Consider the following 19,077-nt stretch of genomic DNA (forward strand, 5'->3'; position numbering starts at 1 on the left):
TACTACGTGAGAGCGATGAGCTTGTCCGATCCGCTAATCCAAACGGCCGCCGCGCCGAGGACCCTGGGCAGCATGGATGCGATCATTCAGGTGCCCGCCCCCGCCAACGAGCCGGTCCACGACTATGCGCCGCAATCCCCGGAACGCGGCCGCCTGCTCGCCGAGTTGCGCGCGCTGGCCGGCAATCCGATCGACCTGCCGCACGTCATCGGCGGCGAGCACCGAATGGGGGCGGGCGAGCGCATCGATGTCGTCCAGCCGCATCGGCACGCCGCGCGGCTGGGCACCCTCGCCAACGCGGTGCACGCCGACGCGGCGGCCGCCGTCGAGGCCGCGATGGCCGCGAAGAGCGCCTGGGCGGCCATGCCTTTCGACGAACGCGCCGCGGTGTTCCTGCGCGCGGCCGACCTGCTGGCCGGGCCGTGGCGGGAAAAAATCGCGGCCGCAACGATGCTCGGGCAATCCAAGTCGGTCTATCAGGCCGAGATCGACTCGCCGTGCGAGCAGGTGGACTTCTGGCGGTTCAACGTCGCGTTCGCCCGTCAGCTGTTGGCGCAGCAGCCGATCAGCGGCCCCGGCGAGTGGAACCGCAGCGACTACCGTCCGCTGGACGGCTTCGTGTACGCGATCACGCCGTTCAACTTCACCTCGATCGCCGGGAACCTGCCGACCGCGCCCGCGCTGATGGGCAACACCGTCGTGTGGAAGCCGTCGATCACCCAGACCCTGTCGGCGTACCTGACGATGCGACTGCTCGAGGCCGCGGGGCTGCCGCCCGGTGTGATCAACCTGGTCACCGGGGACGGCATGGCGGTTTCCGATGTAGCCCTTGATGACCCGCGCCTGGCGGGCATCCACTTCACCGGTTCGACGGCCACCTTCCAGGGGTTGTGGCAGCGGGTAGGCGCCAACATCGGGCGTTACCGCAGCTATCCGCGGCTGGTCGGCGAGACCGGCGGCAAGGACTTCGTCGTCGCGCACGCCTCGGCGCGCCCGGATGTGTTGTGCACCGCCCTGATTCGCGGCGCGTTCGACTATCAGGGACAGAAATGCTCGGCGGCGTCGCGGGCCTTCATCGCGCACTCGGTGTGGCAGCGCATGGGCGACGACTTCCTGGGCGCGACGGCCGCGCTGCGCTACGGCGACGTCACCGACCTGGACAACTACGGCGGCGCGCTGATCGACCGCCGCGCCTTCATCAAGAATGTCGACGCGATCGAGCGGGCGAAGGGCGCGCCCGGCGTGACGATCGCGGTGGGCGGCGAATATGACGACAGCGTGGGGTATTTCGTGCGGCCGACCGTGCTGCTGTCCGACGACCCGACCGACGAGTCGTTCGCGACCGAGTACTTCGGCCCGCTGCTGTCGGTGCACGTCTATCCCGACGACCAGTACGAGCGGATTCTGGACGTCGTGGACACCGGCTCGCGCTACGCGCTGACCGGCGCGGTGATCGCCGACGACCGCGCGGCCGTCCTGGCGGCGGCAGACCGGTTGCGGTTCGCCGCCGGCAACTTCTACGTCAACGACAAGCCGACCGGGGCCGTGGTCGGGCGCCAGCCGTTCGGCGGCTCGCGCGGTTCGGGCACCAACGACAAGGCCGGATCGGTGCTGAACCTGGTGCGCTGGACGTCGGCCCGCACCATCAAGGAGACGTTCGTCCCGGCCACCGACCACACCTATCCGCACATGGCGGCCGACTGATGGGCGGGTTGTTCGCGCGCACGCTGCGGCCGGCGATCATGGCGGCCGGGCGGCGCGAAGGGTTGCGCCGGGCCGCCGAACGATGGCCCGTCACCCGCAGGGTAGTGCGGCGGTTTGTGCCGGGGGAGACGATCGAGTCATCATTGAATACCGTTGCGGCGCTGCGGGCGTCGGGCCGGTGCGTCAGCGTCGACTACCTGGGCGAGGACGTCACCGACGTCGGCGACGCCGACGCCGCGGTGGCGGTCTATTCGGATCTGATCGAGAGGTTGGGGCGGCTCGGCGGTGACGGGCTCGAGGTGTCGGTGAAGTTGTCGGCGCTGGGCCGGGCGCTGGAGCGCGACGGCGAGAAGGTGGCGCGGGAGAACCTGTGGTCGATCTGCGCCGCCGCCCAGCGGGCGGGTGTCCGGGTGACGGTGGATGCGGAGAACCACACCACGACCGATTCGACGCTGTCGATCATTCGCGACTTGCGCACCGAATTCCCTTGGCTGGGAGTTGTTTTGCAGGCCCACTTGCGGCGCACGCTGGGCGATTGCCGGGAGTTCGCCGCGGCCGGAGCGCGGATCCGGCTGTGCAAGGGCGCCTACGACGAACCCGCGTCGGTGGCCTACCGGGATGCCGCCGCGGTCACCGATTCGTACCTGGCCTGCCTTAGGGTCTTGATGGCGGGCCGCGGGTATCCGATGGTGGCCACGCACGACCCCGCCGTTATCGCGGCCGTCGGCGCCATTGCCCGCGAATCGGGCCGCGGCGCAAAAGATTTCGAATACCAGATGCTGTACGGCATCCGCGACCGCGAACAGCTCAGGCTCGCTCAGTCCGGCAATCGCGTCCGCGTGTACGTGCCGTTCGGCACGCAGTGGTACGGGTATTTCATGCGCCGATTGGCCGAACGACCGGCCAATGTGGCGTTCTTCCTGCGGGCGCTGGCGGGTACTAAGCGCGGCGGGGCCGGGAGCGCTCGCTGGCGAATCCGCGCACCACGTGCGCGCGCACGAACTCCGCGGCCACGTCGGGGTCGTCCATGTCCAGCGCCGACGACGGTGTGCTGAAGAGCGAGAACAGTATTCGCGCGAACCATTCGCCGGCCGCCTCGACGTCGAGGTCCTTGCGGACCTCGCCGGTGAGCCGGGCCGCCGACAGGTAGGGGGCGAAGAAGTCGACGCACTCGCGCAGCAGCACGGCGGCGTCCTTGGTCAGCAACAGGCTGACCGCATCCTCGTCGAAGTACTTTTCGGAGGCGATGGCCCGCCGCGCCTGGGTCACGAACACCGCCGCGCGGCTCAACTTGTCCTCGAGCGAGCCGCCCCGGTCCATCGCCGTGGACATCTCGCGATAGAACCGCTCCGAGGCGTGCTCCGCGCATGCCTCGACGATGGCCGACTTGTCGCTGAAGTATTCGTAGACGGTGCTGCGGGAAACCCCTGCCGTGCGGGCGATGTCGACGATCGTCGCCTTCTGCAGGCCCTGTTTGGCGAAACAGGCGTACGCGGATTCCACGATGAGCTCGCGGGTATCGGTCGCCTGCGTCATCAGGCCGGCGCGAGGATCAGCCCACTGGTGGGCACCCCGGTGCCCGACGTCACCAGCACGTGCTCGACGTCGTCGACCTGGTTGTACGACGTGCCGCGCACCTGACGGACGCCCTCGGTGATGCCGTTCATGCCGTGGATGTAGGCCTCGCCGAGCAGCCCGCCGTTGGTGTTGATCGGGAAGTCGCCGCCCAGCGAGAGTCTTTCGACGGTGGCGAAGTCCTTGGCCTCGCCGCGCCCGCAGAAGCCGAGCTCTTCGAGCTGGGTGAACACGAACGGCGTGAAATGGTCGTAGATGAAGGCGGTTTGGATGTCCTGCGGCTTGAGACCTGAGTCGCGCCACAGCCGGTCGGCGACCACGCCCATCTCCGGCAGCCCGGTGATGTCGTCGCGGTAGTAGCTGGTCATCATCTCGCCGTTGGCGGCCGCGCCCTGGGCGGCCGCGGTGATGATCGCCGGCGGCTGGCGAAGGTCGCGGGCGCGCTCCGCGCTGGTCACCACCAGCGCGACCCCACCGTCGCTCTCCTGGCAGCAATCCAGCAGGCGCAGCACGGGTTCGACGATCCAGCGCGAATTCTGGTGATCCTCCAGCGTGATGGGGCGCTGGTAGAACCACGCGTCGGGATTCTTGGCGGCGTGGGCGCGGTCGACGACGGCGATCCGGCCGAAGTCCTCGTTGGTCACCCCGTAGGTGGACATGTAGCGCTGGGCGTGCATCGCGACCCACGCTGCGGGAGTGAGCAATCCGAACGGCGCATAGTGCGCCATGAACAGGGGGGTCTCGGCGCTGGTGCGCCCGCTGCCGCCGAACCGGAACCCGGAGCGCTCGTTGAAGGCGCGCCAGCACACCACCACGTCGGCGACGCCGGTCGCGACGGCCATCGCGGCGTGCACGACCGTTCCGGCGGCCGCGCCCCCGCCGTGATGCACGCGCGAAAAGAAGCTCAGGTCGCCGATGCCCACGTTGCGGGCGATGTCGATCTCGTCGCTGGAGTCCATGGTGAAGGTGACCATGCCGTCGACGTCGCCCGGCGTCAGGCCGGCGTCGTCGAGCGCGGCACTGACCGCCTCGCAAGCCAATTGGAGCTCGCTGCGCCCGGACTGCTTGGAAAACTCGGTCTGCCCGATCCCCACGATGGCGCAGCTGCCGGGCAAAGAGCTCATGCCTCGTCCCTTTCAAAGGCCCCGTCGAGCAGGCTGAGCACCGCCGTGCCCGACACGTGATCGCCGAGGCTGTTGGAGCCCTTGAAGCTCACCTCGACGAAGTTCTCGCCGGCGGGGCCTTGGGTTTTCGCGGTCACGGCACCGGTGAAGCGCAGCGGATCGTCGGGGAAGCACGGCACCCCGAGGCGGATCGAGAGGTTTTTCACCATCGACTCGGGTCCGGCCCAGTCGGTGAGGAAGCGCACGCAGTACCCGTTGGTGGTCAGGATGTTCATGAACAGGTTGGGCGAGCCCTGCTTGTTGGCGTAGTCGCGGTCGTGGTGCACCGGCATGAAGTCCCGCGAGGCGATGGCGCCGGCGACGATCATCGTTGTGGTGACCGGGATTTCGAGCGGGGTGACCTCGTCGCCCACGTTGACATCGGCCCACCGCAGGGTGGTGGCGGTCGTCATCGGGTTCCTTCGTTCGTCCGGGACCGGAACTGGTGCAGCACAAGGTCGTTGTCGAAAGGCTCGTAGTACACCTCGACGGGCATCCCGGCGGTGACGTCGGCGGGGTCGACGCCGCACAGGTTGGACACCAACCGGACCCCCTCGTCGAGCTGCACCAGCGCCACGATGAAGGGGTAGTCGAAGAACGGGAACCGCGGCTCGTGCGGCATCACGTAGCTGTAGACGGTGCCGCGGCCGGACGATTCGATCGCCTCCCACTCGAGGGAACGGCACTGGGGGCACATGGGGCGGGGCGGGTGGCGCAGCGTGCCACACCCGCCGCAGCGCTGGATCAGCAGCTTGTGCTCGCGCAGCCCGTTCCAGAAGAACTCGGTGTCCGGGCTGATCGCCGGGGCCAGACGGGAGGCCATCAGTTGTCCGGCCGGAATCGCAGCACGCGGAATCGCTGTCGCCCCAGCACTTCACCGTGCTGGTCGGTGTAGGTGGTCAGCCAGGTCAGAAAGAAGCCGGTGCCCAGCGCCGTCTTCTTCTCCGCGGAGACGGTCTCGTACACCGCCGTCGCGCTGATGACGTCGCCGAGGCGGGGATAGCGCTCGATCTCGAACTCCGAGTTGGTCGCGACCGTGCTCGTGTAACCCGCCTCGTCGAGGAATGCCGTCGGGTTGCCGGTGATCTCGGTGGGGGCGCCGCCCCGATCCCCGATCCCTTCCAGCTTCGGCGACGGCATCGTCCAGGTTTGCAGCATCACCGGCGGCGACACGATGCCGCCGAACCGCGACGACGCCGCGAACTCGGGATCGAGGTAGGCGGGGTTCATGTCGTCGAGCGCGTGCGCCCAGTGCCGGATCATCGGCTGGTTGACCGGATCCGGTGCCACCGAAGGCTTTCCGCTTCCGCCGGTGGGCTGGCCGACCAGCGCCCGGACTTTGGCGCTGACGGTCTCTGAATCGGTCACCAACCCTGCCTCCTGACGTGCTCGACCCGACAGTCGGCCCGGATCTGTCTGCGACCTTGTGTGTACTCTGCGCGTGCCGTCACTGTCAATACGCCCGAACGCCATGAGATAGCGGGAATTTCGCGCCGTCGATGATTGACGCCGAACTCCGGCGGGGTGAACACTGAGTCTTTATCTGACCGGCGTTCGGGTGAGGGAATCAGATGGGACTTGTCGACGCTTACCGGCTCTACATCGACGGTGGCTGGGTCGAACCGGAGGACGGTCGCTACGACGACGTCGACCCGGGCACCGAAAGGGTCATCGCCACCGCGCCCGATGCCAGCGTCGCGCAGACCGGCGCGGCGATCGCCGCCGCGCGCCGGGCCTTCGACAGCGGCCCGTGGGGCACCGCGAGCCCCGAGGACCGGGCCGGCTGCCTCAACCAGCTCGGCGACGCCCTGACCAAGCACGCCGACGAGTTCTTCGCGCTGTCGCAGACGGAGTGGGGCTGCGTCGCCAACGAGCGGGTGATGCAGATCGACGGCGCGGGGTTCATGTCCATGCACGCGGCCCAGCTCGCCACGAAGCTGACCGACGAGCCGGTCACCGGGATCGGCGCCGGGACGACGCTGCTGCGCCGCGAACCGCTCGGGGTGGTGTCGATCCTGACGCCGTGGAACTTCCCGCACTGCCTCAATGTGATGAAGGTGAACAACGCGCTGGCCGCCGGCAACACCGTCGTGCTCAAGCCGTCGCCGCTGACGCCGCTGGCCGGACTCGCGCTCGCCCGAATCATCCACGAGCACACCGACATTCCACCGGGCGTGGTCAATGTCGTGACGCCGTCGGGCGTCGAGGCGGCCAAGCTGCTCACCACCGACCCGCGCATCGACATGATCAGCTTCACCGGCAGCTCGGCGGTCGGCTGCGAGGTCATGCGCGCGGCGGGCGACGCCATGAAGCGGCTGCTGCTGGAGTGCGGCGGGAAATCGGCCAGCATCGTCCTCGACGACGCGCAGGTGACCGACGAGATGCTGCGGCAGATGCTGTTCGACTGCTGCTCGCTGCACGCCGGGCAGGCCTGCATCCTGCACAGCCGGCTGCTGCTGCCGGACTCGCTGCACGACGACGTCGTCGACCGCCTCGTCGCGCTCGCCCGCGACGTCAAGGTCGGCGACCCCAGGGACCCCGACACGCAGATGGGGCCGCTGATCAGCGCGGCGCAACTGGAGCGCGTGCGCGCGCACGTCGCCGGCGCGCTCGGCGACGGGGCCAAGCTCGCGACCGGCGGCGGCCGCCCCGCCGGCCTGGACACGGGCTTCTACTTCGAGCCGACGATCCTCACCGGCGTCGACCCGGATTCCGCGATCGCCCAGGAGGAGGTGTTCGGGCCCGTGCTGTCGGTGCTGCGCTACCGCGACGACGACGACGCGGTCGCGACCGCCAACAACTCGCGGTACGGGCTGTCGGGCGCGGTGTGGGGCACCGACGTGGACCGGGCCGTCGGCGTCGCCCGTCGCCTGCGCACCGGCCAGGTGGCGGTCAACGGCGTCGGGCCCGGCGACGCCCCGTTCGGCGGGTTCAAGCTCAGCGGGTTCGGCCGGGAGAGCGGCGGAGTCGCCGGCCTGCACCAGTACATGGAGGTGAAGGCCATCGGCGTCCCGGCCTGACGGCCCGGACTTTCGAAGAGCACTTACCGCGTGCAAAGCTGCTGGCATGGCCCTCGAGATCGCCCGCCCCAAGCTGGAAGGCAACGTCGCGGTCGGGAAGAACCGTCAGCTCGGCTTCGCCGAATTCGGTGACCCGCAGGGCCGCGCGGTGTTCTGGTTGCACGGCACCCCCGGGGCGCGCCGGCAGATCCCGACCGAGGCCCGCGTCTACGCCGAACAGCACGGCATCCGCCTGATCGGCATCGACCGGCCGGGCATCGGCTCGTCGACGCCGCACCGCTACGAGAACATCCGGGCGTTCGGCGAGGATCTGGGGACCATCGCGGACACACTCGGCATCGACAAGATGGCGGTCATCGGCCTGTCCGGCGGCGGCCCGTACTCGCTCGCGTCCGCTGCGGTGCTGCCCGACCGGGTGGTGGCGGCCGGCGTGCTGGGCGGCGTCGCGCCGTTCCTCGGCGACGAGGGAATCACCAGCGGCCTGATGAACCTCGGCAAGCGGGTGGCCCCGTTGCTGCGGCTGGGCGGGGACCCGCTGCGGATCGGGGCGAGCCTGGTGGTCCGCGCGATCCGCCCGGTCGCGAACCCCGCGCTGTATTTGTACGCCGCGATATCGCCGGAAGCCGACCGGCGGCTGCTGACCCGGCCCGAGTTCGGCGCCATGTTCCTCGACGACCTGCTCAACGGCAGCCGCAAGCAACTCGCCGCCCCGTTCAACGACATCATTCTGTTCACCCGGGACTGGGGATTCCGGCTCGAGGAGGTCAAGGTCCCGGTCCGGTGGTGGCACGGCGACCACGACCACATCGTCCCGTTCGCCCACGGCGAGCACGTCGTGGCCCGGCTGCCCGATGCCGAGCTGTTCCAGCTGCCCGGGGAGAGTCACCTGGCGGGGCTGGGCCGCGGCGAGGAGATCCTGTCGACTCTGATGAAGGTCTGGGACGAGCGGGGCTCCGGGTAGCCTGCTCACGTGCTGCTCGCGTCCCTGAATCCCGCCGGAGTTGTCGGCGCCACCGACCTCGGTGACGCGGTGCGCATCGACGGCGTCGCGCTGAGCCGCGGCGACCTGGTCGGCGCCGCCACGTCGGTGGCCGAGCGGGTGGCCGGCGCGCAGCGGGTGGCGATCCTGGCCACGCCGACCGCGTCGACGGTGCTGGCGGTCACCGGCTGCCTGATCGCCGGCGTGCCCTTCGTCCCGGTACCCTCCGACGTCGGGGTGGCCGAGCGCCGGCACATGCTCACCGACTCGGGCGCGCACGCGTGGCTGGGCCCGCGGCCGGAGGATCCGGAAGGGTTGCCGCACATACCCGTTCGGCTGCACGCCCGCTCCTGGCACCGTTATGCCGAGCCGCCACCCGACGCCACCGCGATGATCATCTACACCTCGGGCACCACCGGGCTGCCCAAGGGCGTGCAGCTGAGCCGCCGGGCGATCGCCGCCGACCTCGACGCGCTGGCGGAGGCCTGGCAGTGGACGGCCGAGGACGTGCTGGTGCACGGCCTGCCGCTGTTCCACGTGCACGGGCTGGTGCTGGGCCTGCTCGGGTCGCTGCGGGTCGGAAATCGCTTCGTGCACACCGGAAAACCGACGCCCGCTCTTTATGCGGAGGCGGGTGGCACGCTGTATTTCGGGGTGCCCACCGTGTGGTCGCGGATCGTGGCCGACGCGGCCGCGGCCGAGGCGCTGCGACCGGCGCGGCTGCTGGTGTCCGGCAGCGCGCCGCTGCCGGTGCCGGTGTTCGACCGACTGGCCGCGCTCACCGGGCATCAGCCCATCGAGCGGTACGGCACCTCGGAATCGCTGATCACCATCTCCACGCGGGCCGACGGCGAGCGCCGCGCCGGCTGGGTGGGCCTGCCGCTGGCCGGCGTGCAGACCCGGCTGCTCGACGATGACGGAAACCCGGTGCCTGATGACGGGGAAACCGTTGGGCGCCTTCAGGTCCGCGGCCCGACGATGTTCGACGGCTACCTGAATCGGCCCGAGGCCACCGCGGACGCCTTCGACGCCGACGGCTGGTATCGCACCGGGGACGTCGCCGTCGTCGACGCCGGCGGCATGCACCGCATCGTCGGGCGCGAGTCCGTCGACCTGATCAAGTCCGGCGGATACCGCATCGGCGCGGGCGAGATCGAAACGTCGCTGCTGGGCCACGCCGGCGTGCAGGAGGCCGCCGTCGTCGGGCTGCCCGACGACGACCTGGGCCAGCGGATCGTCGCGTTCGTCGTCGGTGCTCCGGACCTGAACGCCGATGAACTGATCGACCATGTCGCCCAGGAGCTTTCGGTACACAAGCGGCCCCGTGAGGTACGGCTGGTCGAGGAGCTGCCGCGCAATGCCATGGGCAAGGTGCTCAAGAAGCAGTTGCTGGCCGACGGCTGAGCGCTGGCCTCGGTGTTGGCCGCCGCGAGCGCCCCTAAATGCACACGTTTTGCGGCGTGTCGGCGTACAGACACGCGCGCTCGCGGCAACTGGCCGCGTCGCGGACCGTCACCTACCGTCGTACGGGTGAACTCCACCGTGGTGGCCGGGTCCACGCCGATGCGGCGCGTGGCGGCCGCGTGTCTGGTCGGCTCGGCGATCGAGTTCTACGACTTCCTGATCTACGGCACCGCCGCGGCCCTGGTGTTTCCGATGGTGTTCTTCCCGCACCTCGGCCAAGCCGCCGCGACGATCGCCTCGATGGGCACGTTCGCGACGGCATTTTTGTCCCGGCCGCTCGGTGCCGCGGTGTTCGGGTACTTCGGCGACCGGCTGGGCCGCAAGAAGACCCTGGTCGCCACGATGCTGATCATGGGCCTGTCGACGGTGGGCGTGGGCCTGGTCCCCAGCACCGGGACGATCGGCGCGGCCGCCCCGCTGACCCTCGTCGCGCTGCGGCTGCTGCAGGGCTTCGCCGTCGGCGGCGAATGGGCGGGGTCGGCGCTGCTGAGCGCCGAGTACGCGCCGGCCGACAAGCGCGGCCGGTACGGCATGTTCACGCTGCTGGGCGGCGGCACCGCGGCGGTGCTGAGCAGCGCGACCTTCCTCGCGGTGAACCTCACCATCGGCGCGGACAGCCCGGCGTTTCTGCAGTGGGGGTGGCGGGTGCCGTTTTTGCTCAGCGCGGCGCTGATCGCGCTGGCCCTGTATGTGCGGCTGAACATCGAGGAGACGCCGGTGTTCGCCGCGGAGAAAGCGCGGGAACTGGTGCCCAAAGCCCCGCTCGCGGAGCTGCTGCGGCTGCAGCGCCGCGAGATCGCGCTGGTCGCCGGCAGCATCGTCGGCGCGTTGGGGTTCATCTACATGGCCCACACGTATCTGGCCGTCTACGCGCACTCCCACCTGGGGTATTCGCGCAACTTCATCTGGTTCGTCGGCGCGCTGGGCGGGCTGGCGAGCATGACGTTCATGGCGGCCTCGGCCATCCTGAGCGACCGGCTCGGGCGCCGGCGCCTGATGCTGGTGGGCTGGACCGGGTGCCTGCTGTGGGCGTTCGCGGTGATGCCGCTGCTGAACACCGGCGGGCCCGCCGGGTACGCGGTGGCGATCGTCGGCATGTGCACCGCCGCGGCGATCGGCTCGGGCCCGACGGCGGCGTTCATCCCCGAGCTGTTCGCCACCCGCTACCGCTACAGCGGGGTGGCGCTGGCGCAAAACCTCGCCGGCCTCGTCGGCAGCGCCACGCCGCCGCTGATCGCCGGGACGCTGCTGGCGACCTACGGCAGCTGGGCGATCGGGCTGATGCTGGCCACCCTGACGTCGGTCAGCCTGGTGTGCACCTCTGTGCTGCCCGAAACCAACGGGACGGCGCTCGGCATCTAGTTGGCGTGCAGGTCCTCGTTCAGGGCGATCCCCTGACCGTCGCGGGCCACCACCTCGACGGCCCCGGTGACCGAATTGCGCCGGAACAACAGGTTATTGGCGCCGGAGAGCTCACGGGCCTTGACCGATCCGCCGTCGGGCATGGCGACCTTGGTGCCCGCGGTGACGTACAGGCCGGCCTCGACGACGCAGTCGTCGCCCAGTGAGATGCCCACGCCCGCGTTGGCGCCGAGCAGGCACCGCTTGCCGAGCGAAATCACTTGCGTGCCACCGCCGGACAGCGTGCCCATGATCGACGCCCCGCCGCCGATGTCGGTGCCGTCGCCCACCACCACGCCGGCCGAGATGCGGCCCTCGACCATCGAGGCGCCCAGGGTGCCGGCGTTGTAGTTGACGAAACCCTCGTGCATCACCGTCGTACCGGGCGCCAGGTGGGCGCCGAGGCGCACCCGGTCGGCGTCGGCGATGCGCACGCCGGTCGGCAGGACGTAGTCGACCATCCGCGGGAACTTGTCGACGCCGTAGACGGCCACCGGCCCGTGCCGGCGCAGCCGCGCGCGCACGGCCTCGAAACCCTCGATCGCGCAGGGCCCGCGATTGGTCCACACGACATTGGTCAATACCCCGAACAAGCCGCCGGCGTTCAGCCCGTGCGGCGCCACCAACCGGTGCGAGAGCAGATGCAATCGCAGGTAGGCGTCGTAGGCGTCGGCGGCCACCTCGTCCAGCGCGCCGATGACCGTGCGCACCGCGACGGTCTCGGTGCCGCGGTCGTCGTCGCGGCCCACCAACGCGGCCAGCTCCGGCGGCACGTCCGAGAGTGCGAGCCTGGTGGTGGCGGTGGTGTCGGCGTCGGCCAGTTCCGGTGCGGGAAACCACGTGTCGAGCACCGACCCGTCGGAGGCCAGCGTCGCCACCCCGATACCTGCAGCTCCAGTCACGGCGGCCAGGTTACTTGGCCCGGCGCGCCAGATACCCTTGGGGCGTGCTGGACCTACGTGGCGACCCCGTCGAGCTGACCGCGGCGCTGGTCGACATCCCCAGCGAATCGCGCGACGAGGCGCGCCTGGCCGACGAGGTGGAGGCCGCGTTACGGGCCCAGGCGCCCGGCTTCGACGTCGTCCGCAACGGCGACGCCGTGCTCGCGCGCACGTCGCTGGGCCGGCCGACGCGGGTGCTGCTGGCCGGGCACCTCGACACCGTGCCGGTGGCGGGCAACCTGCCCAGCCGCCTGGCGGGCGGCGACCTCTACGGCTGCGGCACCGCGGACATGAAATCCGGTGACGCGGTCTTTTTGCACCTGGCCGCCACCGTGGCCGAGCCTTTGCACGACCTCACCCTGGTGTTCTATGACTGCGAGGAAATCGACGCGGCCGCAAACGGTTTGGGCCGCATCGAGCGCGAGCTGCCGGATTGGCTGGCCGCCGACGTCGCCATTCTCGGCGAGCCCACCGGCGGCTACATCGAGGCCGGCTGCCAGGGCACGCTGCGCGTGGTGATCAGCTCCGCCGGGACCCGCGCCCACTCGGCGCGAGCGTGGTTGGGCGACAACGCCATTCACAAGCTGGGCGCGGTGCTGGACCGGCTGGCCTCCTACAGTGCGCGCGCCGTGGACATCGACGGCTGCGAGTACCGCGAGGGCTTGTCGGCGGTGCTTATCGGCGGCGGCGTCGCCGGCAACGTGATCCCCGACGCGGCGTCGGTGACGGTCAACTTCCGCTTCGCGCCGGACCGGTCGGTGGACGCCGCGCTGGCGCACGTGCACGAGGTGTTCGACGGGCTCGACGTCGCCATCGAGCAGACCGACGCCGCCGCGGGCGCGCTGCCCGGCCTGTCGCAGCCCGCGGCCAAGGCGCTGGTCGAGGCGGCCGGCGGGCGGGTGCGCGCCAAGTACGGCTGGACCGACGTGGCGCGGTTCGCCGCGCTGGGCATCCCGGCGGTCAACTTCGGTCCCGGCGATCCGAACCTGGCGCACACCCGCGACGAGCGGGTGGCCGTCGCCGACATCACCGCCGCGGTGGAGTTGCTGCGGGGATACTTGAGCGCGTAGCGAGCTGTAGCACATTCTGCTACGATCGATGAGTGGTTCGGACTATCGCCCAGCGCGAACTGCGCAATGAGAACGCGAAGGTGATCGAAGCGGTCACCGCGGGTGAGACCTTCGTCGTCACCCGAAATGGCGAACCCGTGGCCGAACTCCGACCGATCCGGACCGGTCGTCGTACTTTCGTCTCCCGCGACGACGTCGCCGCACTGGCGACCGCCGCCGTGCGTATCGACCACCGTCGCTTCCGTGCGGACCTCGACCGGTCGATCGATCAAGGACTCTGAGGGTGCCGTCGGGCCTCCTCGACACCTCGGTGGTCGTCGATTGGCACGACCCGGCAGTGGTGCCCATGTTGCCCGACGAGATCGCCATTTCTGCAATCACCGCGGCCGAATTGGCCGCCGGTCCGCTGCTGGCGGCGGACCCGGTGGAAGCCGCGAAGCGGCAGGCCCGGCTGCAAGAGGTCGAATCGATACTCGAGCCGATTCCGTTCGACGCGGGCGCCGCGCGCAGCTACGGGCTCGTCGTCGCCGCCGTCGTCCGCGAAGGAACGAAGCCGCGCAGCCGTTTCGCCGACCTGCTCATCGCGGCGACGGCGCACGCCAACCGGCTCGATCTCTACACCCGAAACGGCGACGACTTCGCGGGACTGGACGGCCTCGTCCGCGTCGTTGCCATCTGAGCGCCGGTTCGGAGCGACTGCAGCTTCGGCGATTTCGTCCCATCGTCGTCACGACCCTGCACGCGGCGCGGCGACCGTGATTCCCAGTGCATGAGCGGCCGCAGCAAGGCGACCGTCGTAGGTGACCATTGCTGTCAACGGCGCAGTCGCACCGGCGATCTGAGCCGTGGCCAGGTGGATGGCGTCCAGGGAGCGCAGCGCAGGGTCGACGTAGGCCGCCGCCGTCGAGCGAAGCACTGCGTCAACCTCAAACCGGTCCAGCCGGGCCAGGACTGCCGGGACCGCGGCTAAGCCGTCGGGGGCGGCCGCCCGGATAGCGCGGGTCAGCTCGACTTCGGTGAGAACCGAAGTGACCCAGGGAGATTCTCTTCGTTGATCAAGCCAGTCACCAAGCGCCTCGGATTCCGGCTCGATCCGGATGAGCTTGACCAGCGCCGAGGTGTCCAGATAGATCACGGTCAGTAGCGTTCTTCCCCGCGCATACGTTCCAGCAGTGCGCCGGCTTCCGGGCCGTTCCGCATGGGGACAGTCGGCCGAGGTGCGGGGCCGTGCAGCGTGGACGGTTGCACTCTGCCGGAACTGATCAGCGCATCCAACGGACTGGCAGACGCCGGAATTATGCGGGCGATCACCTCGCCGCGCTCCGTCACGGTGATTTCCTCACCGCGCTTCACACGCGCCAACACCCTGGAGGTTTCCTGGTTCAGCACTCGCACGGGTACTTCGCTCACCCACACAATGTACTACGAAATCGTTCTACAGTCGACGGCTTCACGGCGTCACGGTGACGTCGACGGTCCCGGCGCCCGCGTTGGCGACGACGGCCAGCACGGGGGCGTTGGGCGGCGAAACCACCTGTCCGCCAGTCACACTCACGTGATAGCCGTTGGGATACTCGATCGGCGGCACCGAGACGAGGGTCTGCGCGGCGGGGGAGAAGCCGCCCGCGCGGTCGGCCCGCTGGGTCGTGTAACACAGCCGGAAGACGCCACCCCGGAAGGACCAATCCCGAGGCGTGCCGGCGATCACCTGCGGGTAGGGCGCGGCGAGTACGGCGAGCTTGGCGGTGTTGACGTTGGCGCCCGTCGGCGGCTGGCCGGGGTCGAACACCAGCGCCTGACCGGTCGGCGACGAGCTGGTCTTGTCGTTGCCGGTGTAGGCCCACTCGAACCAGCCCATCCGGTGGCGGTCGGTGTGGCGCATCACCTCGGCGAGGTTGCTCAGGTCGTTGGTCGCGCCGAACTCCGTCAGCAGTGGCGGGATGTGCATGATGTCCGCGTACAGGCTGGCGTTGGTGATCGTGAGGCCGTCCTCGAAGCGGCAGCCGATGTTCTTCTGCAGCACCGACTCGATGGCGCAGTAGTCGTGGAAGGTGAACCCGGTGCTCGGATCGACCACCCGGCCGACGTCGGTGTGGATGCCCTCGGCGAACAACGTGTTCGGCTCGTAGAACACCAACTTGGTCGGGTCGGCCGCGCGAATCGTCGGCACTACCTTGCGATAGAACACGGTCAGCTTGTGGTCCTGCAGCGGGCAGCCCAGGATCGGGTCGAAACATCCCTCCCAGATGAAGCCGGGCCACGGCTCGTTGAGCACCTCGTAGCCGAAAACCCCTGGGTTGCCGCGGAAGAACGACGCGACGTGCGCCCAGGCCCGCGCGTAGTGGTCCTGCAGCCCGATGCCGTCGGGCGCGGGGGCGTCGCTCCAGAAGGCGTGCCAGGCGTGCTCCTCGGCGGGGTTGAGGAAGTAGTTGCCGGGAAAGCCGAGTTGCGGGTTGGGCAGTCCCGCGGTCTGCACCGCCCACGCCGGCGCGCCCTCGCCCTGGAACGCCTCGTTGTAGAGGTCCTGATGGAAGTCGAGCAGGCTGACGATGCCGTGCGACGCCAGCGTCGCCACGGTCTGCGCGATCGAGGTGAGGTAGTTGTCGTCGTAGCTGAGCGGCTGGGGCTCCACCGCCGCCCAGATGACCCCGACCCGCATCGCGTTGAACCCGCTGGCTTGCAGGAAGGCCGCGTCGTCGTCGCCGAACCCGTCGGCCGACGGCTCGTACGGCGGCACCTTGTACACCTGGTTGAGCCCGTGCAGGATGACGACGCGCCCGTCGGTGTCGGTCAGCCACCGCCCGGCGTGCCCGAGCGGCAGCGTCGGCCCGGTGGCCGCGGCCACGGCGTGCGGCGGTGCGACGACCGAGGCCGCGTCGGTGGTCAGCGCGGCGATCAGCAGGCCGACGGCCACCACGCTGAGCGCGCGGGAAGGGCGCATTCGCATCGTGCCTCCGAAACACTTTCGCCAAACAGTGAGGCGTCATGGTCACCGCAGTGGCACGGCAGCGTCACGGTTCGCGCACAATGCGGCGCGCCTGCGCGGCCGCTGAAATTGCCGACGCCGCGGCCGCGCGCATCCCGGCCGCCGCCAGCTCGTCCGACACCGCGCGCAGCGCCGCCTCGTCGCCGGCGCTCAGCGCCCGCGCGTGGGCGAGCGCGAGCCTGCCCGCCGCGCAGTCGATTTCGCCGCACAGCCGGGCCAGTGCATCGACCGCGCGGGTGTCGCCGAGGCGGACGGCCTCGTGCCAGGCGCGCAGCGCCACCGCGGACTGCCCGCCGCGCTCGGCCGTGCGGGCGGCGTCGCGGGCGGCGGCCACCGCCCCGTGCGTATCGCGCATGACGGCCAGCCGCCACGCCCGCGCCACCCCGAGCTCCGCGCTGAACAGCGCCGACTTGGTTCCGTGCCGGGATTCCGCGCGGCTCAGGGCTTTTGCCGTCGCGGCGGTGTCGCCCTGCTGGGCCAGCGCGGTGGCCAGCAGCGTCAGCGACAGCGGTCCCCACGAGTAGCCGGTGCGTTCCAGGGTGGCGGCCGCGGGGCCGAGTAGCGCTGCGGCCCGGGCGAATTCGCCCTCGACGATCAGCACGTGGGAAAGCAGGACCTCGCCGATCGCGCGGCCGGGCTGCTGCAGCTCGGCGAAGTCGGTGAACTGCTGGGCCAGCTCGCGCGCGGCGTCGAGGCGGCCGGCCATCAGCAGCGCGGTGGTCTGGCCGAACCCGATCGTGAAGCGCAGCAGCCCGGGATGCTCGGCGGCCAGGGCGCGCCGCGCCAGCGGCTCGACGTCGCCGAAGCGGCCCTGCCGCGCCGCGCACAGCGCCGAGGCGCTGGCGGCCCAGGCCACCGCCTGGTCGTCGGCCCCCGGCGCGTGAAGCACCTCGCCGGCGACCTTGACCGCGTAGGCGACGTTGCCGGCGTTCATCGCGAAGGTGGCGCTCAGCGCGTCGAGGGTGAGGCGCGGCCCGGCGTCCGAGACCCGGCCCCGGATGGTCCGCAGGAACGCGGTGGCGCGCTCCGGTTCGCTGAGCATCCAGAACTGGTTGGCCGCGCGCAGCAGCGCCCAGTCCATGAGCGCCGGCTCGGCCAGCGCGGCGGAGTCGACCTCGGCCAGCACCGCGTCGGCCTCGCGGCCCCGGCCCTGCCACCCCAGCGCGTGGGCCAGCGCCAGCCGCGCCGCCAGGCCGCCGGTGCGCCGCAGCGCCGAGCGGGCCAGCCGCTCGCCGAGCGCGAGGTCGCCGAGCCGCAGCGCCTGCTGCGCGGCGGCCACGACGTCGGCGACGGGCTGCGGGGTGTCGCTGTCCAGCGCCAGCGACGCCAGCCGCAGCCGGTCGCTGAGGTGCTCCGACGGCCGCCGCGCCAGCGCCTCGACGACCCCGGTGCGCAGCCGCCGCGCGTCGTCGGCGCCGAGCGCCGCGCGCGCCCGCTCGGCGAACAGCGGGTGCGCGGTGTACACGACGGGGTCGCCGCCCCCGCGCTCCCGGGTCTCGGCCGCCCCCAGCTCCTCGGCCGCGCCGACCGCGCCGTCGCCGGCCAGGACGGTCAGGTCGGCCAGCGCCAGCGGCTCCGCGACGGCAAGGTAGTCGAGCACCGCGCGCGCCGGGGCGGGCAGCCCGGCGATGAACGCGTCCACCTCGCCAGGTGTGCTCGCGCCGCCGGGCGCCTCGACGTCGATGCGCGGCAGCAGGTCGTCGGTCCACAGCGCAGCGATGGCCTCGGGCGCGGCGTCAGCGCGGGCGGTGACGATCATCCGGGCGTCGCCGGCCAGGGCGAGCTGGTACACCAGGGTGGCGGACAGGACGTCGAGCTCGTGGGCGTCGTCGACGATCAGCAGCAGCTCGTCGTGCCCGGCGCTCAGCGACTCCCGGGCCGCACGCAACAGCGCCGCCGGCTTGCCGATCTCGGAGATCGCGACCAGGTGGCTGAACGCGCCGAACGGGACGGCGCGCTCGGTGGGGGTGCCGGTGACCCAGCGGACCAGCGTGTGCGCACCGTCGTAATCCTCGGCGGCCAGCCGGGCCAGCGTCGATTTGCCGCAGCCGTCGGGACCCAGGACGACGGCCCCCCGGCCGGCCACCAGGGCGTCGCCCAGCCGCTGCAGCGCCGCCTCGTGCTGGGGGACGTTCCAACGCATCGGCACCAGCGGGATTTTATTGCGCGCGGTGTGCGGCGCGCACCCCGCGTGGTCTACGTTTCGGGGTATGCCCACGCCCAGCGATCCCGCGCCGCCGTGGGCGGTGTGTGTGTACTGCGCGTCGGGCCCCGAGCATCCCGAATTGCTGGAGCTGGCTTCGGAACTCGGCGCGGCGATCGCCGAGCGCGGCTGGACGCTGGTCTGGGGCGGCGGCCGGGTCTCGGCGATGGGCGCGGTGGCCGGCGCGGTGCGCGCCCGTGGCGGGCGGACCGTCGGCGTCATCCCGCAGCACCTGATGCGCCTCGAGGTCGCCGACACCCGGGCCGACGAGCTGATCGTCACCGACACCATGCACGAACGCAAACAGGTCATGGAAAGCCGCGCCGACGCGTTTCTCGTGCTGCCCGGCGGCATCGGCACGCTGGACGAGCTGTTCGACGCCTGGACCACCGGTTCCCTCGGCGTGCACGACAAGCCCGTCGTCCTGCTGGACCCCTTCGGGCACTACGAGGGCCTGTGGCTGTGGCTGTGCGGGCTGCTCGACGGCGGATACATCACGCAAGCGGCGATGGACCGGTTGGTGCTGGTCGATAAGGTGGGGGCCGCAGTGGAGGCGTGCGCTCCCGCCTGA

General features: G+C 70.7%; 19 protein-coding genes and 1 pseudogene. 10 read left to right on the forward strand and 10 right to left on the reverse strand.

Features of this window, described 5'->3' with window-relative positions; translation table 11 throughout:
• The first annotated feature begins 72 nt into the window (after positions 1-72).
• Positions 73-1,704, forward strand: a complete 1,632-nt coding sequence (gene pruA, locus AC5Y43_RS20040) for an L-glutamate gamma-semialdehyde dehydrogenase (RefSeq protein WP_499975286.1) — start codon at positions 73-75, stop codon at positions 1,702-1,704.
• Positions 1,704-2,651, forward strand: a pseudogene (locus tag AC5Y43_RS20045) (proline dehydrogenase family protein); the annotation flags it as partial. The gene pruA and the pseudogene AC5Y43_RS20045, both read left to right, overlap by 1 nt.
• On the opposite strand, the gene AC5Y43_RS20050 reads toward AC5Y43_RS20045, so the two are convergent.
• The 5 genes from AC5Y43_RS20050 to AC5Y43_RS20070 are packed head-to-tail and all read right to left on the reverse strand — an operon-like array spanning position 2,644 to position 5,810.
• A complete protein-coding gene (locus AC5Y43_RS20050) occupies positions 2,644-3,240 on the reverse strand; it encodes a TetR/AcrR family transcriptional regulator (RefSeq protein ID WP_499975287.1) in 597 nt (198 codons plus the stop codon). The pseudogene AC5Y43_RS20045 and the gene AC5Y43_RS20050 overlap by 8 nt on opposite strands.
• Positions 3,240-4,403: a lipid-transfer protein gene (locus AC5Y43_RS20055; RefSeq protein ID WP_499975288.1), complete on the reverse strand. Its 1,164-nt coding sequence runs from the start codon at positions 4,401-4,403 to the stop codon at positions 3,240-3,242. Before AC5Y43_RS20055 ends, AC5Y43_RS20050 begins: the two co-directional genes overlap by 1 nt.
• A complete protein-coding gene (locus AC5Y43_RS20060; protein WP_499975290.1) occupies positions 4,400-4,855 on the reverse strand; it encodes a MaoC family dehydratase in 456 nt (151 codons plus the stop codon). Before AC5Y43_RS20060 ends, AC5Y43_RS20055 begins: the two co-directional genes overlap by 4 nt.
• The gene (locus AC5Y43_RS20065) at positions 4,852-5,265 is read right to left on the reverse strand and encodes a Zn-ribbon domain-containing OB-fold protein (protein WP_499975291.1); all 414 of its coding nucleotides are present in this window, start codon (positions 5,263-5,265) and stop codon (positions 4,852-4,854) included. The genes AC5Y43_RS20060 and AC5Y43_RS20065 overlap by 4 nt, the downstream gene beginning before the upstream one ends.
• Positions 5,265-5,810, reverse strand: a complete 546-nt coding sequence (locus AC5Y43_RS20070; protein ID WP_499975293.1) for an FAS1-like dehydratase domain-containing protein — start codon at positions 5,808-5,810, stop codon at positions 5,265-5,267. The genes AC5Y43_RS20065 and AC5Y43_RS20070 overlap by 1 nt, the downstream gene beginning before the upstream one ends.
• A 203-nt stretch (positions 5,811-6,013) precedes the next feature.
• Here AC5Y43_RS20070 and AC5Y43_RS20075 point away from each other — a divergent pair, with 203 nt between their 5' ends.
• The 4 genes from AC5Y43_RS20075 (at position 6,014) to AC5Y43_RS20090 (ending at position 11,267) form a co-directional block, all read left to right on the forward strand.
• A complete protein-coding gene (locus AC5Y43_RS20075) occupies positions 6,014-7,462 on the forward strand; it encodes an aldehyde dehydrogenase family protein (protein ID WP_499975294.1) in 1,449 nt (482 codons plus the stop codon).
• A 46-nt stretch (positions 7,463-7,508) separates the two neighbouring features.
• The gene (locus tag AC5Y43_RS20080) at positions 7,509-8,423 is read left to right on the forward strand and encodes an alpha/beta fold hydrolase (protein WP_499975296.1); all 915 of its coding nucleotides are present in this window, start codon (positions 7,509-7,511) and stop codon (positions 8,421-8,423) included.
• Between the two features lie 9 nt (positions 8,424-8,432).
• The gene (locus AC5Y43_RS20085; protein WP_499975297.1) at positions 8,433-9,845 is read left to right on the forward strand and encodes an acyl-CoA synthetase; all 1,413 of its coding nucleotides are present in this window, start codon (positions 8,433-8,435) and stop codon (positions 9,843-9,845) included.
• A 159-nt stretch (positions 9,846-10,004) separates the two neighbouring features.
• Positions 10,005-11,267 (forward strand): MFS transporter, encoded by a 1,263-nt coding sequence (locus tag AC5Y43_RS20090; RefSeq protein ID WP_499975393.1) that lies wholly within the window; start codon positions 10,005-10,007, stop codon positions 11,265-11,267.
• On the opposite strand, the gene dapD is transcribed toward AC5Y43_RS20090, so the two are convergent.
• Positions 11,264-12,217: a 2,3,4,5-tetrahydropyridine-2,6-dicarboxylate N-succinyltransferase gene (dapD, locus tag AC5Y43_RS20095; protein ID WP_499975395.1), complete on the reverse strand. Its 954-nt coding sequence runs from the start codon at positions 12,215-12,217 to the stop codon at positions 11,264-11,266. The two genes, AC5Y43_RS20090 and dapD, sit on opposite strands and share 4 nt — an antisense overlap.
• Before the next feature lie 35 nt (positions 12,218-12,252).
• On the opposite strand from dapD, the gene dapE reads away from it, so the two are divergent.
• Genes dapE through AC5Y43_RS20110 form a run of 3 tightly spaced genes read left to right on the forward strand, consistent with a single transcriptional unit; the run spans position 12,253 to position 13,996 of the window.
• Positions 12,253-13,317 (forward strand): succinyl-diaminopimelate desuccinylase, encoded by a 1,065-nt coding sequence (dapE, locus tag AC5Y43_RS20100; protein ID WP_499975299.1) that lies wholly within the window; start codon positions 12,253-12,255, stop codon positions 13,315-13,317.
• Between the two features lie 32 nt (positions 13,318-13,349).
• Positions 13,350-13,598: a type II toxin-antitoxin system Phd/YefM family antitoxin gene (locus AC5Y43_RS20105; protein ID WP_499975300.1), complete on the forward strand. Its 249-nt coding sequence runs from the start codon at positions 13,350-13,352 to the stop codon at positions 13,596-13,598.
• A 2-nt stretch (positions 13,599-13,600) separates the two neighbouring features.
• Complete coding sequence (locus AC5Y43_RS20110) at positions 13,601-13,996, forward strand: type II toxin-antitoxin system VapC family toxin (RefSeq protein ID WP_499975302.1); 396 nt, start codon at positions 13,601-13,603, stop codon at positions 13,994-13,996.
• Between the two features lie 48 nt (positions 13,997-14,044).
• On the opposite strand, the gene AC5Y43_RS20115 is transcribed toward AC5Y43_RS20110, so the two are convergent.
• The 4 genes from AC5Y43_RS20115 to AC5Y43_RS20130 form a co-directional block, all read right to left on the reverse strand.
• Positions 14,045-14,452, reverse strand: coding sequence for a type II toxin-antitoxin system VapC family toxin (locus tag AC5Y43_RS20115; protein WP_499975303.1), 408 nt, complete (start codon positions 14,450-14,452; stop codon positions 14,045-14,047).
• Between the two features lie 2 nt (positions 14,453-14,454).
• Positions 14,455-14,727, reverse strand: coding sequence for a type II toxin-antitoxin system Phd/YefM family antitoxin (locus AC5Y43_RS20120; protein ID WP_499975304.1), 273 nt, complete (start codon positions 14,725-14,727; stop codon positions 14,455-14,457).
• A 40-nt stretch (positions 14,728-14,767) separates the two neighbouring features.
• Positions 14,768-16,264 (reverse strand): cellulase family glycosylhydrolase, encoded by a 1,497-nt coding sequence (locus AC5Y43_RS20125; RefSeq protein WP_499975305.1) that lies wholly within the window; start codon positions 16,262-16,264, stop codon positions 14,768-14,770.
• A 64-nt stretch (positions 16,265-16,328) separates the two neighbouring features.
• Positions 16,329-18,452 carry an AAA family ATPase gene (locus AC5Y43_RS20130; protein ID WP_499975307.1) on the reverse strand — a complete coding sequence of 708 codons (2,124 nt, stop codon included), beginning with the start codon at positions 18,450-18,452 and terminating at the stop codon, positions 16,329-16,331.
• 61 nt (positions 18,453-18,513) lie between these two features.
• Between AC5Y43_RS20130 and log the strand changes: the two genes are divergently transcribed.
• On the forward strand, positions 18,514-19,077 hold the full coding sequence (gene log, locus AC5Y43_RS20135; protein ID WP_499975309.1) for a cytokinin riboside 5'-monophosphate phosphoribohydrolase: 564 nt from the start codon (positions 18,514-18,516) through the stop codon (positions 19,075-19,077).

It is taken from the genome of Mycobacterium sp. NGS57, assembly GCF_059812405.1.